This is a genomic window from Pseudomonas sp. EA_15y_Pfl1_P101, assembly GCF_963970835.1.
GTDB classification, from domain to species: Bacteria; Pseudomonadota; Gammaproteobacteria; order Pseudomonadales; family Pseudomonadaceae; genus Aquipseudomonas; species Aquipseudomonas tritici.
On sequence record NZ_CAXAPA010000024.1, the window covers coordinates 13,209 to 28,988 of the forward strand.

The window sequence follows — 15,780 nt, forward strand, 5'->3', positions numbered from 1 at the left end:
GGCTTACTCTCCACGCAGGGCTGACATCAGCCCTTTGAATTTGCTGTTAAGCAGGGTGAAGCTGGCTTGAAAGTTCACCGAGTTCTCGGCATAGGCCGATTGCTCCAGCTGGGCGTCGACGGTGTTCTGGTCGATCGACGGCTGCATCGGCGTGCGATACAGCAACGACTCGTCACCATTGCTCAGGCCTTGCGCTTCAATATGACGGCTGTTGGTCATGTTCAAGGCGAAGGTGCCGTTTTTGGTCTTGTCCTGCTGTGCGGCGAGCACGGCGGAGAAGTCCAGATCCCGAGCCTTGTAGTTCGGGGTGTCGGCGTTGGCAATGTTGTTGGCCAGGACTTCGGCACGCTGGGCGCGGAAGCCCAGGGCTTGTTCGTGGATACCGAGCGCTTTATCGAAGCTGATGCTCATGGCGGAAACCTTTAGGCTGACCTGCTTTTCGTTAACAGAGCTATAGCAAGGTGCATGCCAATCTTGCGCAGGCCCGTATATCAAGGGTTTGCGAGGCGGTTGCCGGCGGCAATGCCAGAAAAGCGGCAAGGGGTTTCCGCGTGGCGCCAGTAAAGCGGCAATGGAGGGTTGCCGCTATTGGGAGAATTGCCACAAAAAAAGTGGGAGCGGGCTTGCCCGCTCCCACCTTTAGATTTGCGTACTATTTAGCCTGGTAGATGATCCCCGGGCTGCACTGCACCATCTGGTAATGATCCGGCAAACCGTTCAGCGCTTCGGATGCACCGAGGAACAGATAGCCGCCCCGCTTGAGCGTACCGTGGATGCGCAGCAGGATGTCCTTCTTCACTTCAGCGGAGAAATAGATCAACACGTTGCGGCAGAACACCATGTCGAACTTGCCCAGGCTGGCGTAGCTGTCGAGCAGGTTGAACGAGCGAAACTCGACGCGGCTCTTGATCGGCGCCTTGATTGCCCAGCGTCCCGCCCCTTTGGAGTCGAAGTAACGCTGCAGGCGCTCCGGGGACAAGCCACGGCCCAGGGCAAGGCTATCGTACTCGCCGGTCTTGCAGTTGGTGAGCATGGTGCCGGACAGGTCGGTGGCCACGATTTGCGCCCCGGCCTTCAACTGGCCCATGTTGGTCCGCTCGAACTCATCGATGGACATCGAGATCGAGTACGGCTCCTGCCCCGAGGAGCACGCCGCCGACCAGATGCGCAGGCGCTGGCCCGGGCTGGCCTTGATGGCCTCCGGCAGCACTTTGCTCTTGAGCACTTCAAAGGGGTAGGTGTCGCGAAACCACAGGGTTTCGTTGGTGGTCATGGCATCGACCACCATTTCCTTGAGCCCGCTGCGCGGCTGCCCCTGGATGCGCTGGACCAGCTCACCCAACGACTTGATGCCCTGCTGCTCCATCAGTTTGTTGAGACGGCTGGATACCAGATACTGCTTGTTTTCACCAAGCAATATGCCACAGGCCTTTTCCAGGAAGACCCGGAACTGTTCAAAATCCAAATTACCTGTAGACACTGATACCGCCTCTTAAATCGTGTGATCGCCAGGGAAAAAGCCCCTAGCCGTGATCTGCTGCTTTGATCCGCTCGACGACCCGGGATGCCAGGTCATCGGGGCGGAATTTGGCCAGGAAGTCATCGGCACCGACCTTCTTGACCATTGCCTGGTTGAATACACCCGACAACGAAGTATGCAGGATGATATGTAATTTTTGCATGCGTGGATCGTTGCGTATCTCGGCCGTGAGGGTATAGCCGTCCATTTCCGGCATCTCGATGTCGGAGATCATCATCAAGAATTCTTCTTCTGGCTTCTTGCCGTCATCCACCAGCTTGCGCAGGTAATCCAACGCCTGGCGACCATCGTTCAGAGCCACCACTTCCACGCCGACGGTTTGCAGGCAACGGGTCACCTGTTTACGTGCCACAGAAGAGTCGTCCACCGTCAACACGCGCAGGGAGACTGCCTTGTGCGCAGTTTCAGCGTCCACCACACCCACGGAAATCGATTCCGAGGTGGGTGCCACTTCGGCGAGGATTTTTTCCACGTCGATGATTTCGACCAACTGGTTATCTACCCGCGTCACTGCCGTGAGGTAATGATCGCGACCCGTGCCCTTGGGCGGCGGATGGATCTCCTCCCAATTCATGTTGACGATGCGTTCCACCGAGCGCACCAGGAAACCCTGGGTCTTGGTGTTGTACTCGGTGATGATCACGAATGGATTCTGGCGATCCTGCAAACCTGCAGAACTGGTGGCCAGGGCCAGATCAAGAATCGGGATCGTCGCGCCACGGATATTGGCAACGCCGCACACCACCGGGCTGGACTTGGGCATGATCGTCAGCTTGGGGCATTGCAGCACTTCCCGCACCTTGAACACGTTGATGCCATACAGCTGTTTGCCATCCAAGCGAAAAAGCAACAACTCCAGGCGATTCTGCCCTACCAGCTGTGTGCGCTGGTTTACTGAATCCATTACTCCTGCCATGCCCAGACTCCTACGCTAAAACCTTTGAGGGTGCGACGCGCACCCAACGCTAAACGGCACGAGCTTTGCTATTTATTGATTATGGACATTAAAACGACGGTTTCCCGACGCTCCAACCCTACACGGTTTTGCAGATTGTTCTGCACACCGCTGGCGATACTCGCCCTCGCCTTGGGCCTGAGCGCCACAGCCCGCGCAGATAACGTCACCCTGCCTGATCTACTTATCGGCGTCACTCAAGGCTTTCTTGAGTTCACTGTAGAAGATTATCTGGCGACCACCCAGACGCCAGGGCGTTATGAAATCCAGGTCAACCAGTTGGACCCGCGTTTGCGCATGCCAATGTGCGACAAGGAATTGACAGCCACCCTGGAAAGCCCGGCACAGCCCATCGGCCGCGTGACGGTCAAGGTTCGCTGCGACGGCGCCTCGCCCTGGACCGTGTTCGTGCCGGCCCAGGTCAAGTTGTTTCGCGATGTGGTGGTGGTGGCCCGCCCACTCAAACGCACCGGCATCATCGGTTTCGAGGACGTTGTGTTGCGCGAGCGCGACATCAGCATGATCAGTCAGGGCTACCTGACGTCCCTCGATCAGGCCATCGGGCAGAAATTGACCCGACCAGTGGTCACTGACCAGGTGATCACGCTGGTGCATCTTGAGCAGGCAGAGGTGATTCGCAAAGGCGAACAGGTGGTCATTTCCGCCAGCAGTGGTGCACTGCAGGTAAAAATGCCGGGGGAAGCCTTGTCCAACGGCGGTATGAGCGAACAGATACGCGTCAAGAACCTCAATTCCAACCGGGTAATCAAGGCCAGGGTAACGGCGCCGGGGCAAGTCGAGGTCGCTTTATAGATTGCTGGTAGTGGACGCTGGCTTTTTCTACACTGTGCACGAGATGTTCCGTGCGGAGATTTATTGTCATTCGCGCCTAAAGTTAATCCGGGTATTGCCGAAAACATGGCAAGCGTCCAAATACCCAGAGGTTTTTTATCATGGTCATCGATTTCAGTCGTTTGAATAACGCCCCATCAACGGCAGGCACTACGCGTTCCAAGGAAAGCGTGGAAGCCAAGGCCCAGCCTCTGCCAGCCAAGGCAGAACAGGCCAGCGTCAGCCAGAGCGGGGAATCCGTACACCTGAGCAATGAGGCTCAACAGTTGCAGAAGGTCACTGACTCGCTGCGCGATCAACCGGTGGTCAATAAAGCCCGTGTGGCTGAATTGAAACAGGCAATCGCCGACGGCAGCTATAAAGTCGACAGCAACCGTGTAGCCAGCAAGCTGCTTAACTTCGAAGCCGAGCGCTAGGCAAAGGCCTGCGCCGGGCTTTTGGACGCTTAAAACCCAAGGCCAGCCATGCATCACGACGAAAATCTGCTTCAGCTGATCATTGATGATCTAGCGCCGACGCAACAGCTGCTCGAGCTGCTCAGGGAGGAATCCCTGGCCCTCTACGGCCGCGATATGCCCTTGCTGGAAGAAATTCTGGCGCGCAAGCAGTCGTTGATTGTCCTGCTGGAACAGCACGGCAAAAAACGCAGTCAGATCCTCATCAGCCTGGGCCTGCCCGCCGACCAGGACGGCCTGGCGCAGCTGGCCAGCCACTCCTCGGTCGGTGACCAATTACTGGCCCAGAGCAAAGAACTCAATCAATTGCTCTCCTTGTGCCAGGAAGCCAACCGGCTCAACGGTCAGTCGATCCAGCTTCAGCAAGCTACGACCGCCAACCAGTTGCGTATACTTCACGGCGGTGAGCCTCCGGCGCTATATAACGCGCAAGGCTCCACCTCGCGCCTGGTCAAGCCAAGCACCCGCAGCCAAGCCTGACGCCCGTTTACAGCGCGGCCTATCCAAGGCGCGCAACATACTGGCAGAATGCCTGCTCTTGCGTGTAGTCGTATTTTGTCTGGAGATGGAAGAACCGTGTTCAACGCCCTTAATGCGGAAGATGCCCCGCAGCCACCCAAGGTCCTCACCACCCCTCTGGAAATCGCCAGCACCTTGCGGATGCTGCAAGAAAGCCATGACCCGCTGATCATCACCTTCCATGAACGCAGCCAACGCTTCCAGAGCTACCTGGTGGACGTCAATCGGGACGGCGGTACCCTCGCCCTGGATGAAATGATCCCCCGCGACGGTGAACGCCACCTCGAAAATGGCGAACCGTTCCGCATTGAAGGTTTCCATGACGGTGTGCGTATCGCATGGGAAAGCAACGGTACGCTTACCGTAAGCGAAAAGGACGGCCACCGTATTTACACCGGCGGCCTGCCTGACGAGGTGGTCTACCATCAACGGCGCAATGCCTTTCGCGCCGCGTTGAAGTTGGCGCAACTGATCAACATCGAATTGGGCGGCGAGAAACTCCAAGCGCCGGTCAACGGTAAGTTGCTGGATATTTCCGCTACCGGCTGCAAACTGCGTTTTGAAGGCGACATTTCCGAGCGCTTGCAACTGGGCCAGGTCTACGATCGGTTTATCGCGGCACTGCCCTTTGGCAGCATGACCACCTCGGTCGAACTGCGTTATCTGCATTTCGAAGAAAGGATCAACACCACCTTCGCCGGCGTGCGCTTCCATAACATGAGTGGTTTGGTGCAGCGTCAGGTCGAGCGTTTTGTATACCAGCTCCAACGTGAAGCACGGCGCTTCGACAAAGACGACGATTTTTAAGGCTTAACAACCGCCATAAAAAACGGGCAGATCCTTGAGGGATCTGCCCGTTTTTGCTTTCAGGGACGCGCCCTGCTCAAGTCATGCGGATGCTCTTCGGGCCCCAGCGGCTCCGGCGGCCCCTCAAAGGGCGGCTCATCCGTCGGTGGTTGCGGCTCGGTCTCCGGCTCCGGGTCGGGAACGGTGTTTTGCATCTGCTCTTGCACCACCTGCTCATCAACCCGCGGGTCCAGGGCAGCGACCAGCGGTGAGCTGGACATACTGTCAGGCATCGCCACGTGATGCAGTGGCGCATCTTCCACTTGGTGCAGGTTGGTCACGGCTTTCGGGCGGATGCGCCATACCAGGATCACCGCGCACAGACTGAAGAACGCGTACAGCATCTGACTGCCAAAGAGCTTCATCACCACGCCCGCCAACAAAGGCCCGATGCTGGCGCCGACACCGTAGGTCACCAGCAGCATCGCTGTCAGGGAGACCCGACGATCACCTTCGACGTGGTCATTGGAAAACGCCACGGCCAACGGGTACAGGCAAAACTGCACCAGCGAGCACAAGAACCCAGCGACAAACAGCACTTCCAGGGGGACTTTGGACATGATGGCCAGCGGCAACGCCGCCACCGCGAGGCACAAGGCAAAACAGCGGATCAGCAGCGCCCGGTCATACCGATCCGATAGCCAGCCAAGCGGCCATTGCACCAGCAGGCCGGCAAAAATGCAGCTACCCATGAACAAGCCGACCTGCTCGGTGCTGAGCCCTTGCTGCGACGCATAGAGCGGCGCCAGACCGTAGAAAGAACCGACAATCAAGCCCGACCCCAGCACAGTACTCAGTGACTGTGGCACGCGCTTGATAAAGAAGCGGGGCTCCATCGGCGCCGGATGCAGCGGTGCCGGGTGAATACGCTGGGTCATGGCCACCGGCACCAGGCACAGGGCAAAACACAGCGCGACCAACATCAGCAATTCAAGGCCAAGCTGGGGGTGCATGACCAGGATCAGTTGGCCGAGTACCAGGCCCAGGTAGGACGCAATCATGTAACCGCTGAACACCACCCCACGCTGCTTGACGTCGGCCTGCTCATTGAGCCAGCTTTCGATCACCATGTACTGGCACATCATCCCCAGGCCTACGATGATCCGCAGCACAATCCAGGCCGGCAGCCAGTCGACCAGGCCATGGCCCAACACCGCTGCGCCGACAATCCCAGCACAGGTGGCATAGGCACGGATATGCCCGACCCGGGCAATCAGGCGGTGCCCGATCTTGCCTCCCAGCACCAGGCCAAAATAGTTGGCCGCCATCAGCGCACCCACCCACAGGCTGTCGACATGGTCCGCCGCCAGGCGCAACGCCAGGTAGGTACTGAGCAAGCCGGAGCCGATCAGCATCATCAAAGAGGCGAAATAAAGGGCTCGAAAAGATTTCCAGATTTGGCGCATCGGCGTTCCGAGCGGCTCCTTGCGGTGAGAGGTAGGACTATCGGCATGATAGTCCGGGGTGGCCGGGTCCGGACAGGCAACATTCGCTGTTTCCGGGGATTATTGTGCGTAATAGCTCAGACGCTGCCCGACCGCTTGCAAGGTACATAAGTTGAGATAAATACACCGCGCACGTGCTGAGAACCCTGAACACCGACAAGGTTCGACAAAGTATCGAAAATGCTCGGCCGTCAGGGCTTATGGCTTTCACAAAGCGTCACTCCACGTAACGCAACCACTGGTGCGTGCGACCTGAGATCGCCTCTGCGACTGCACGGACCCGTGCTGGCAGGCTTTCATCGTCAGTGTTGTAGAGCGCACAAAAATCCTTCGCAACGCGGTCAGCCAAGGATATATCGGGCGGCTCAGCACGAATGAAGTCGTCGGATAACCGATGTATTCACCCATCTCGAAGCACGCTGGAGGCAACCCGATGATGTCCTGCGCCGATGCGTCGCCCATCCCCAGATTATTGCGCGCATGCCCTGAGGTGTAACGGGCCTGGGACAGATCATCAAGCGAGAATAAGGGCTTAAAACCAGGGTGGGTGTCAGCCAGCTTACGATAAGCCCCGGTCAGATCATCGATGCTGGTAATGCCGCTCACGCGGTATTCATCGCATGTACCTATAGACGGGTTATCACGCGTGCCATTACCGCAAAATTGAATATCCATCAAAGGTCGCCTACTCCCTGCTGTCACTTGATCAAACGGATGTGGCGGGTGCCGTGAGTAGGCAGCGATAATGCCCCTGATTACCATCATGCGCCCACAAAGATGTAGCACCTGTGGCGAAATAGCGCACCCTGGAAAAATTTACTTCATCCGTTAAAGCGGGCTAAATAGTGGCCCCTTTACGGCGATTTCATTTATGGGTTCGTTGAAGCGCATCAGCCCCTGGATCGCCTGCCTGGCGGTCTTGCTGAACCTGTTCGCCATGCCCTTGAGCCGTGCGATGCAGACGCCCGACACGCGCCTGATGCTCTGGGGCGGGTTCTGTTCGGGTGGAAACTCGAGCGCGTTGCCTCAAGCATTCAGCAAAGTGATCGATGCCTTACAGGTACCTCAGTCGAAATCGGTCATGCAACACGGTGACTGCTGTTGTGGCCACGCCGGACTGGCCGCATTACCCTCCAACTACTACCGGCATTTTCTGCCGCAGTACACACCCGATACCTCCCTCGAAAATCCAGAGTTGCCAACCCGGCACCCAAGGATTCGTTGGCCCAGCCTCAGTCCACGCGCCTCCCCCCTCGCCTGATCACAACACCGCGACATTGTCCGGTGCAGCTCTCTTTAAATCCTTTTAGCGGCCCGCGAAGGACGCTGAACGCCCTTAAAGTTTCTTGATCATCAGGAAGTGCGTGCTATGCCTGCTCCATTGCCTTTGCGTCACGCAAAGCGTTTGCCTGTGCCCCGTCCCCTGTGGCCGATGATGTCCGCTGGTTTATTCGCAATAAGCCCCTTGTGCTCCGCGTTGGCTGACGTCACCAAGGTGGAAGACTCAACGTTGACCCTCGGCACAGTAAATGTTCAAGCGGCGCCCAGCGGCCCATTGAGCACCAGCACTGTCCTCAGCTCGGTAGATATCCTGGGGGCAGACATCCTCGAAAAGATGCCCGTCAATTACAGCTGGGAACTGTTCAGCCGCGCCCCGGGAGTGATGCTTACGGAGTTCAACCAAGGCACCACCTCCGGCAAGATCTCCTTGCGAGGCTTCAACGGCGAAGGGGAAGTGAATGCGGTCAAATTGCTGATCGACGGAATCCCAAGCAATAGCAACGACGGCAACATGCCGTACATGGACATGATTTTTCCCATGGAGCTGGACAGCATCGAGGTGGTGCGTGGCACCAGCGATGCGCGTTATGGCCTGAATAACATCGCCGGCAACGTCAATATGCTGAGCCGCACGGGTGGCGACTACACAAAAGCGCGGCTTCGTTATGGCAGCTTCAATACCCAGGAGGCCCAACTCGCCAAAGGCATTGAAAGCAGCAACTGGACTCAAAACTATTTCTTCGCCTATCAGAAGTCCGAGGGCTACCGGGATCATGCCGAAGCCGACAAGTTCTCAATGTCAGGCAAATGGTTCTATACGCCCGACGATGCCAGCTACCGCATCGGCCTGATCGCACGTCACTACGAAACCGAGGCTCTGGAGCCGGGCTATCTGGCTGAGGACGATGCACGTCATCACCCCGAGATGACCAACCGTTTCAATGCCACGGATAAAGGCACCCGGCGCATGAACCAGGTCAGCCTGCATTTCGATACCGACCTGGCTGATACGCTCGCCTGGTCAGCCAAGACTTACGTCAACACCTTCGATGACAGGCGCTGGACGCAATACTGGCAAACAAGCTCGCAGCAGGAGCGCGACACCTACGAGACTCAATACGGCGCCCTCACGTCATTGACCTGGCGCCCGGACGTCAGCGGGCTATACGATTTTGCCCTGGAAGGTGGTGCAGACGTACAACAACAGCAAAACAAGAGCGAACGCTATCGCACCAAAGACCGTGCACGCCTGGCGACCACTCGCAATCAACAGTTCGACTTCGACACCTACGGCGCTTATATCCAAGCCGAGATCAAACCTTTCGAGTCACTGAAGATCGTACCGGCCTACCGGGTCGACAAGATCCAGGGTGACTTCACCAACGAAATGACCGGCGCCGACTACGACATCAACGATTACGGACTGATCAAGCAGCCGAAGATCAGCGTTGTCTATTCCCCATGGGAGGTCGCCAGCGTTTACGCAAACTGGGGGCGCACCTTTCAGGTAGGCACGGGAGCGGCGGCCTATAAAATTCCGCCCCGGGATACTGACCTGGCACCTTCGATCAACGAAGGTTGGGAAACGGGCATCAAGTTCACGCCGGCTGACTGGGTCGATGGGCGAGTCGCCTATTGGCAGCAAGAGGCCTCTGGGGAAGTCAGTCGCAGGCTTAATGACCCGAGCGGCGAGTCCGATAACGTTGGTGAAACCCGGCGGTGGGGCTATGACTTGCAAATGAACCTGCACCCTGACGACCGCACCGAAATTTGGATGGCGTACTCGTGGCAGTACTCGAAAATACTCCGGCCGAGCGCAACGCTGCCTAACAGCAAAGGTCAGGAAATCGATCACATCCCGCATCACCTTTACAACGCAGGCATAAGCTATGACGTGACACCTGCCTTGCAGCTCACCGCCTGGATGAACGGCCAGACTCACTATTATCTGGAGCGGGAAAACACCAAAGGAACCTATGGCGGCTACGTGCTGGTTAACCTGGGTGCAACCTACAAGGTGACGCAGTCCGTCAGCGTCGACCTACAACTGAAAAACCTTACAGACCGATACTATGAATACGTCTGGTACGACCCGGATGGTGCACAGGCATCCCTGCATTCTCCAGGTGATGGGCGCGCGCTTTACACCGGCGTAACTGTGGACTTCTGAGCGGGGGCATTGCGCAGGTCAATATGGGCTGCGCAGCCCGGGGCACGGAGATGCCGTACCGAGCAGAGGGAGGGTAGCTGAAAGCCTTGAGGTATATGGTGTCCCAGGGCCGGTTCGAACGGCCAACCTTCCCCTTAGGAGGGGGATGCTCTATCCAATTGAGCTACTGGGACAAATGACAGTCGTCTGGCCAAGGGCACGGCGACGGACGGCGTGCATGTTAACGGCCGAGGTGGGTTTTGTCATGTCGTCCGTCGGCTTTTTGAGTGTAGGCCGATCCCTGCGCGGCTGATCGCAGTTTCGCCCCGTAAATCCGGGCACTTGCCGCCATCGTGCAAAATGCACTCCCTCAAAATGCCATCATTGCAAATTGCAACCTTTCGCACCTTTAAAGTACACTTAAACCATTGATTTTATTGGATTAATGGATTGGCACGAGACCTGCAATACTTCTCCTACAAACCCAACAGGCCACGGCGTTAAGCGGAGAACATGACCATGAACAGTGCCCTTCTGTTAGCCCTCAACACCGTAGCCTTGGCTGCATTAGTAACATTCCATTTTCAATCGACTGGCGCTGACGATCCTGCGCAGATCAGTCAGGCTGTCCCGCATCACCTGCAACAGCGGCCGCAACTGGCGGTAATGACGCCCAACGCGCAATCGCTGGTACGCCTGACCGAAGGCACCCAGGCTGCACCTGCATCTGAACACTGGGTTTTCTAAGGAAATCGTAAATGACCAAATCTGCCTGGCTGTTTTTGTGCCTGACCGCCTTCACCGGCGCTGTGGGCTTGGGCGCCGAATCGCAAGACGGCCAAACCACCGCATTTATTGCCACCGGTGTGTTTGCCAGCCTGTTGTTGATCTCCCTCATTGTCGGTCGTCGTATCAAGTTCGACCCTGTCCTGCGCTGATCCCCTCCTACCTTACGTCGCCTTGTTCTGGCTAATCGGCAGATTGCCACTATTCTTAAAACTAAGGGCAAAGTGCCACCTTGCTGTAGGATGTTCGGCCTCAAGCCCTGTGCCAGTCTGGAGTTATGGGAAGTTCCCTCGCGGAATCACCCGTAGAAGATTTTTCAAACCAGTCCGCAAAAAAACAAATGAGTGCTGGCATAAAGCCTTTAGTCAGTTCAATATTTGTCACAGAATTGACGCCAAGGAACTGGCAAATCTGAGGCATGATGCGGCCTCTTTGCAATTCGGGTTGAACTTTGGTCGTGAGTCTTGTCTTAACATTCATCTTGCGGCCAATTCCAAAAACCGCTCCCCTGAACTAACCGGTTAAATATATGCGCCCATTGAAACAGGCAATTTATTCCAGCCGTACGGCTGACAAGTTCGTCGTACGTCTGCCAGACGGAATGCGTGAACGCATTGCCGAGGTGGCTCGCAATCATCACCGCAGCATGAACTCCGAAATCATCGCGCGCCTGGAACAAAGCCTCATTCAGGAAGGTGCGCTGGGCGACGAGTTGAGCATGCGTCTGGACAGCCCCGAGCTGTCGCTGCACGAACGCGAACTGCTGCAGCGTTTTCGCCAGCTTTCCCACCGCCAGCAAAATGCTCTCGTCTCGCTCATCGCGCACGACGTTGAGGCGGCCGCAGAAGCCAATTGATTTGCAGCTGAAAGCCAAAGCCAGCCATGTGCTGGCTTTTTTTTGCCTGGAATTTGTATAGGCATCCACACATTTTGATGTGCTGGTGCTACGCCGGGAGCTCGTTAGGGGGCAGACTTGCCCCCGCCGAAAGGGATCAGAGCAGGAAAATTGTTGCCAAGCCCAGGAAGATGAAGAATCCACCACTGTCGGTCATGGCTGTGATCATCACGCTGGCACCCATCGCCGGGTCCCGCCCAAGACGCGCCAGGGTCATGGGGATCGACACCCCCATCAGGGCCGCCAACAGCAGGTTGAGGGTCATGGCAGCAGTCATCACCACGCCGAGCGACCAACTGCCATATAGCAAGTAGGCCACCACACCGATCACCCCACCCCACACCAACCCGTTGATCAGGCCCACGGCCAGCTCTTTGCGCAACAGACGCGATGAGTTAGCCGTACTCACTTGGTCCAGCGCCATCGCGCGCACGATCATCGTGATCGTCTGGTTGCCGGAGTTGCCACCAATACCGGCCACAATCGGCATCAATGCCGCCAGGGCTACCAGCTTCTCAATGGAGCCTTCGAACAAGCCGATCACACGCGAGGCAATAAAGGCGGTAACCAGATTGACCGCCAGCCAGGCCCAGCGGTTACGCAGCGAACGCCAGACCGACGCAAAGATATCTTCCTCTTCACGCAAACCCGCCATGTTGAGGACTTCAGTTTCACTCTCTTCACGAATCAGGTCGACGATCTCATCGATGGTCAAACGGCCAATCAATTTACCGTTCTTGTCGACCACCGGCGCCGAGATCAAGTCATAACGCTCGAATGCTTGCGCCGCGTCGTAGGCATCTTCATCTGGGTGAAAACTCACCGTATCGCTGGCCATTAAATCCGCAACCATCTTGTCGGGATCATTGACCAACAGACGCTTGATCGGCAGTACACCCTTGAGAATGCCTTCGTAGTCGACCACGAACAGCTTGTCGGTGTGACCAGGCAGCTCTTTCAGCCGGCGCAGGTAGCGCAGGACCACTTCCAGGCTGACGTCTTCGCGGATGGTGACCATCTCGAAGTCCATCAGCGCGCCGACTTGATCCTCATCGTAAGACAACGCAGAGCGCACGCGCTCGCGCTGTTGCGTGTCCAGCGCCTCCATCAGCTCATGGACAACATCACGTGGCAGCTCGGGGGCAAGGTCAGCCAGCTCATCGGCGTCCATCTCCCTGGCCGCAGCCAGGAGCTCATGATCGTCCATGTCGGCGATCAGGGTTTCACGGACTGAGTCGGATACTTCGAGCAGGATGTCGCCGTCACGATCAGCCTTGACCAATTGCCAAAGGGCCAGTCGGTCATCCAGCGGAAGGGCTTCGAGAATATAGGCGACGTCGGCGGAGTGCAGGTCATCGAGCTTGCGTTGCAGCTCGACGAGGTTTTGCCGGTGGACAAGGTTTTCGACCAAGTCGTTATTCGGGCCATCCTGGCGGTGCGTAAGGTCTTCGACCACGCGCTGGCGCTGCAGCAGCTCAATGACTTGAGCCAAGCGATCCTGCAGGCTGTCTTGTGTTTTTTTCTTTACTTCTACTTCGGTCATAGGCGAACTCCACTCCCAGCAGCGGGGCACGCCGGAAGGATCAATCAGTCAATTCATGATTGGTAAAACGGGGTACTGAGTAACTACTGGGTAAGTCCATGGAGGTATTCCACAAGCCCCGGCGGGGCTGACGGGCGCAATGATACACCGCCCGGCCACTTTAAACGTTAAAAAACTGGAAAGAACAAGCGCTTGCGAGCCAACGCTAAGCATTGGCTGCATCTATGAACTGCGACGACGCAGTGTGGAAGGAAAACACATGAGAGAAGCGAAAAAGAAAAAATCCTACACAAACTCCAGACGGCAAAAAGCCCGCACTAGGCGGGCTTTTTGTTTGTATGGTGCACTCGACAGGATTCGAACCTGTGACCGCTCGGTTCGTAGCCGAGTACTCTATCCAGCTGAGCTACGAGTGCAGATTGTGTTTTTAGACCAGATCACAACTGGTTGCAACCGAATCACCTGCATTGCTGCAACTGACTCTTAATTGGTGCACTCGACAGGATTCGAACCTGTGACCGCTCGGTTCGTAGCCGAGTACTCTATCCAGCTGAGCTACGAGTGCATTTGTTGCCGCGCATTATAGGCCGTTCAATCTCTATGTAAAGCTATTTTTTCGAGTAACTTCAACAACTTACCGAAAAAACCAGATTGCAACGTACTAAGCAAATAATGGCGGAGAACGGGGGATTCGAACCCCCGACACCCTTTTGAGGTGTACTCCCTTAGCAGGGGAGCGCCTTCGGCCACTCGGCCAGCTCTCCGCAACACGGGGCGTATATTAACCACGTTCATCCCCGTTTGCAAACATAAAAAACGATAAAAATTAAAGGCTTGGTTCTTCGTCCTTCTCTTTCTTGATCCGCAGGTAGATTTCCTCGCGGTGCACCGCTACCTCTTTCGGAGCGTTAACCCCGATACGTACTTGATTGCCTTTGACGCCAAGCACGGTCACGGTGATTTCGCCATCACCGATAATCAGGCTTTCTGCGCAACGACGAGTCAGAATCAACATACCTTTCTCCTCACGCATTTCAGTTCAGGAACAACAGTCTGCAAAAAAAAGGCATTCGACCTACAACCTAAAAGCCGTAGCTCTACCACCTAAGTATTGTCGAGCCCACGCAAAAGAACATGCGCCCTACAAAAAAATGAAAGGCGCGGTAAACCGCGCCTTTCTGGCACTGCATCACTCGCCCTGTCGGGCCGGAGCGTCCAGCTCAAAAGCGGTATGCAGCGCACGTACAGCCAGTTCCAGGTACTTCTCTTCGATCACCACCGAAACCTTGATTTCCGAGGTAGAGATCATCTGGATATTGATGCTTTCCTTGGCCAGGGCCTCAAACATACGGCTGGCAACGCCGGCATGCGAACGCATGCCCACACCCACGATCGACACCTTGGCAATCTTGGTGTCGCCGATCACTTCGCGGGCACTGATTTCCTTCGCAGTGTTCTGCAGGATCCGCTCCGCCGCATCGTACTCGTTGCGGTGCACGGTGAAGGTGAAATCGGTGGTGTTATCGTGCGATACGTTCTGCACGATCATGTCGACTTCGATGTTCGCGCCGCTGATAGGGCCCAGGATTTTGAACGCCACGCCCGGGGTGTCTGGCACGCCACGGATGGTCAGCTTGGCTTCATCACGGTTGAAAGCGATACCGGAAATGATTGGCTGTTCCATGGATTCCTCTTCATCAATAGTAATGAGGGTGCCCGGACCCTCTTTGAAGCTGTGCAATACGCGCAGCGGAACGTTGTACTTGCCGGCAAACTCCACCGCGCGGATCTGCAACACCTTGGAACCAAGGCTGGCCATTTCCAGCATCTCTTCAAAGGTGATCTTATCCAGGCGCTGAGCCACGGACACTACACGCGGATCGGTGGTATAGACGCCATCCACATCGGTGTAAATCTGACATTCATCGGCCTTGAGCGCCGCCGCCAGCGCCACGCCGGTGGTATCTGAACCGCCACGCCCGAGGGTGGTGATATTGCCCTGCTCATCCACACCCTGGAAGCCCGCTACAACTACCACGCGGCCGGCTTTTAGATCAGTGCGAATTTTCTGATCATCAATTTGCAGGATGCGCGCCTTGGTATGCGCGCTGTCAGTGAGGATACGCACCTGGCTGCCAGTGTAGGACACCGCCGGCACACCGCGCTTATTCAGCGCCATGGCCAGCAAGGCGATGGTCACCTGCTCGCCGGTGGACACGATCACATCCAGCTCACGCGGGAGCGGCTGTTGATCACCACTGATTGCCTTGGCCAGATCGATCAGGCGATTGGTCTCGCCGCTCATGGCCGACAGCACCACCACCAGGTCGTCGCCAGCATCGCGGAATTTCTTAACCTTGTCGGCCACCTGCTCGATTCTTTCGACAGAGCCGACCGAGGTGCCTCCAAATTTCTGTACGATCAAAGCCATTTCTAAGCCGCCTCAGCCCGTAAAGGGGCGCCTGATAAATCAACCAGCACCGAACCCGCCCGCGACTAGACCACGGGCTGATT

Annotated in this window: 17 protein-coding genes and 4 tRNA genes; 9 read left to right on the forward strand and 12 right to left on the reverse strand. The window is 56.6% G+C overall.

Annotated elements, in window-relative coordinates; genetic code table 11:
• Positions 1 to 3: 3 nt before the first annotated feature.
• The 3 genes from flgB to AACY36_RS26590 form a co-directional block, all read right to left on the reverse strand.
• Positions 4 to 411, reverse strand: a complete 408-nt coding sequence (flgB, locus tag AACY36_RS26580; protein WP_010208346.1) for a flagellar basal body rod protein FlgB — start codon at positions 409 to 411, stop codon at positions 4 to 6.
• A gap of 241 nt (positions 412 to 652) precedes the next feature.
• Positions 653 to 1,480 (reverse strand): protein-glutamate O-methyltransferase CheR, encoded by an 828-nt coding sequence (cheR, locus tag AACY36_RS26585; protein WP_339420743.1) that lies wholly within the window; start codon positions 1,478 to 1,480, stop codon positions 653 to 655.
• 43 nt (positions 1,481 to 1,523) lie between these two features.
• Entirely contained in the window at positions 1,524 to 2,456 is a 933-nt protein-coding gene (locus tag AACY36_RS26590) for a chemotaxis protein CheV (protein WP_339420744.1), read from the reverse strand.
• An 81-nt stretch (positions 2,457 to 2,537) separates the two neighbouring features.
• On the opposite strand from AACY36_RS26590, the gene flgA reads away from it, so the two are divergent.
• The 4 genes from flgA to AACY36_RS26610 all read left to right on the forward strand — a co-directional run bounded on the left by flgA (position 2,538) and on the right by AACY36_RS26610 (position 5,128).
• The gene (gene flgA / locus AACY36_RS26595; RefSeq protein WP_339420745.1) at positions 2,538 to 3,308 is read left to right on the forward strand and encodes a flagellar basal body P-ring formation chaperone FlgA; all 771 of its coding nucleotides are present in this window, start codon (positions 2,538 to 2,540) and stop codon (positions 3,306 to 3,308) included.
• 140 nt (positions 3,309 to 3,448) lie between these two features.
• Positions 3,449 to 3,763, forward strand: a complete 315-nt coding sequence (flgM, locus tag AACY36_RS26600; protein WP_339420746.1) for a flagellar biosynthesis anti-sigma factor FlgM — start codon at positions 3,449 to 3,451, stop codon at positions 3,761 to 3,763.
• A gap of 48 nt (positions 3,764 to 3,811) precedes the next feature.
• A complete protein-coding gene (locus AACY36_RS26605) occupies positions 3,812 to 4,282 on the forward strand; it encodes a flagella synthesis protein FlgN (RefSeq protein WP_339420747.1) in 471 nt (156 codons plus the stop codon).
• 96 nt (positions 4,283 to 4,378) lie between these two features.
• Positions 4,379 to 5,128: a flagellar brake protein gene (locus AACY36_RS26610; RefSeq protein WP_339420748.1), complete on the forward strand. Its 750-nt coding sequence runs from the start codon at positions 4,379 to 4,381 to the stop codon at positions 5,126 to 5,128.
• Between the two features lie 59 nt (positions 5,129 to 5,187).
• Here the strand turns inward: AACY36_RS26610 and AACY36_RS26615 are convergent, their stop codons facing one another.
• Positions 5,188 to 6,573, reverse strand: coding sequence for an MFS transporter (locus AACY36_RS26615; RefSeq protein ID WP_339420749.1), 1,386 nt, complete (start codon positions 6,571 to 6,573; stop codon positions 5,188 to 5,190).
• Positions 6,574 to 6,819: 246 nt separating this feature from the next.
• Positions 6,820 to 7,287 (reverse strand): hypothetical protein, encoded by a 468-nt coding sequence (locus AACY36_RS26620; protein WP_339420750.1) that lies wholly within the window; start codon positions 7,285 to 7,287, stop codon positions 6,820 to 6,822.
• 196 nt (positions 7,288 to 7,483) lie between these two features.
• Here AACY36_RS26620 and AACY36_RS26625 point away from each other — a divergent pair, with 196 nt between their 5' ends.
• The gene (locus AACY36_RS26625; RefSeq protein ID WP_339420752.1) at positions 7,484 to 7,873 is read left to right on the forward strand and encodes a DUF2946 domain-containing protein; all 390 of its coding nucleotides are present in this window, start codon (positions 7,484 to 7,486) and stop codon (positions 7,871 to 7,873) included.
• A gap of 171 nt (positions 7,874 to 8,044) precedes the next feature.
• A complete protein-coding gene (locus AACY36_RS26630) occupies positions 8,045 to 10,063 on the forward strand; it encodes a TonB-dependent receptor (RefSeq protein ID WP_339428335.1) in 2,019 nt (672 codons plus the stop codon).
• A gap of 96 nt (positions 10,064 to 10,159) precedes the next feature.
• On the opposite strand, the gene AACY36_RS26635 is transcribed toward AACY36_RS26630, so the two are convergent.
• Positions 10,160 to 10,236, reverse strand: a tRNA-Arg gene (locus AACY36_RS26635).
• Between the two features lie 325 nt (positions 10,237 to 10,561).
• On the opposite strand from AACY36_RS26635, the gene AACY36_RS26640 reads away from it, so the two are divergent.
• The 3 genes from AACY36_RS26640 (at position 10,562) to AACY36_RS26650 (ending at position 11,684) form a co-directional block, all read left to right on the forward strand.
• Positions 10,562 to 10,789, forward strand: a complete 228-nt coding sequence (locus tag AACY36_RS26640; protein WP_339420753.1) for a hypothetical protein — start codon at positions 10,562 to 10,564, stop codon at positions 10,787 to 10,789.
• A gap of 11 nt (positions 10,790 to 10,800) precedes the next feature.
• On the forward strand, positions 10,801 to 10,980 hold the full coding sequence (locus tag AACY36_RS26645; protein WP_339420755.1) for a PA3371 family protein: 180 nt from the start codon (positions 10,801 to 10,803) through the stop codon (positions 10,978 to 10,980).
• 377 nt (positions 10,981 to 11,357) lie between these two features.
• A complete protein-coding gene (locus tag AACY36_RS26650; protein ID WP_003175643.1) occupies positions 11,358 to 11,684 on the forward strand; it encodes an Arc family DNA-binding protein in 327 nt (108 codons plus the stop codon).
• Positions 11,685 to 11,820: 136 nt separating this feature from the next.
• On the opposite strand, the gene mgtE is transcribed toward AACY36_RS26650, so the two are convergent.
• The 6 genes from mgtE to AACY36_RS26680 all read right to left on the reverse strand — a co-directional run bounded on the left by mgtE (position 11,821) and on the right by AACY36_RS26680 (position 15,697).
• Complete coding sequence (gene mgtE, locus AACY36_RS26655; RefSeq protein ID WP_339420757.1) at positions 11,821 to 13,266, reverse strand: magnesium transporter; 1,446 nt, start codon at positions 13,264 to 13,266, stop codon at positions 11,821 to 11,823.
• A gap of 339 nt (positions 13,267 to 13,605) precedes the next feature.
• Positions 13,606 to 13,682: transfer RNA gene (locus AACY36_RS26660), tRNA-Arg, on the reverse strand.
• A 72-nt stretch (positions 13,683 to 13,754) separates the two neighbouring features.
• Positions 13,755 to 13,831, reverse strand: a tRNA-Arg gene (locus AACY36_RS26665).
• Positions 13,832 to 13,939: 108 nt separating this feature from the next.
• Positions 13,940 to 14,030: transfer RNA gene (locus AACY36_RS26670), tRNA-Ser, on the reverse strand.
• Positions 14,031 to 14,092: 62 nt separating this feature from the next.
• Entirely contained in the window at positions 14,093 to 14,281 is a 189-nt protein-coding gene (gene csrA, locus AACY36_RS26675; protein ID WP_003175645.1) for a carbon storage regulator CsrA, read from the reverse strand.
• 174 nt (positions 14,282 to 14,455) lie between these two features.
• Positions 14,456 to 15,697 carry an aspartate kinase gene (locus AACY36_RS26680; RefSeq protein ID WP_049711891.1) on the reverse strand — a complete coding sequence of 414 codons (1,242 nt, stop codon included), beginning with the start codon at positions 15,695 to 15,697 and terminating at the stop codon, positions 14,456 to 14,458.
• Positions 15,698 to 15,780 lie beyond the last annotated feature (83 nt).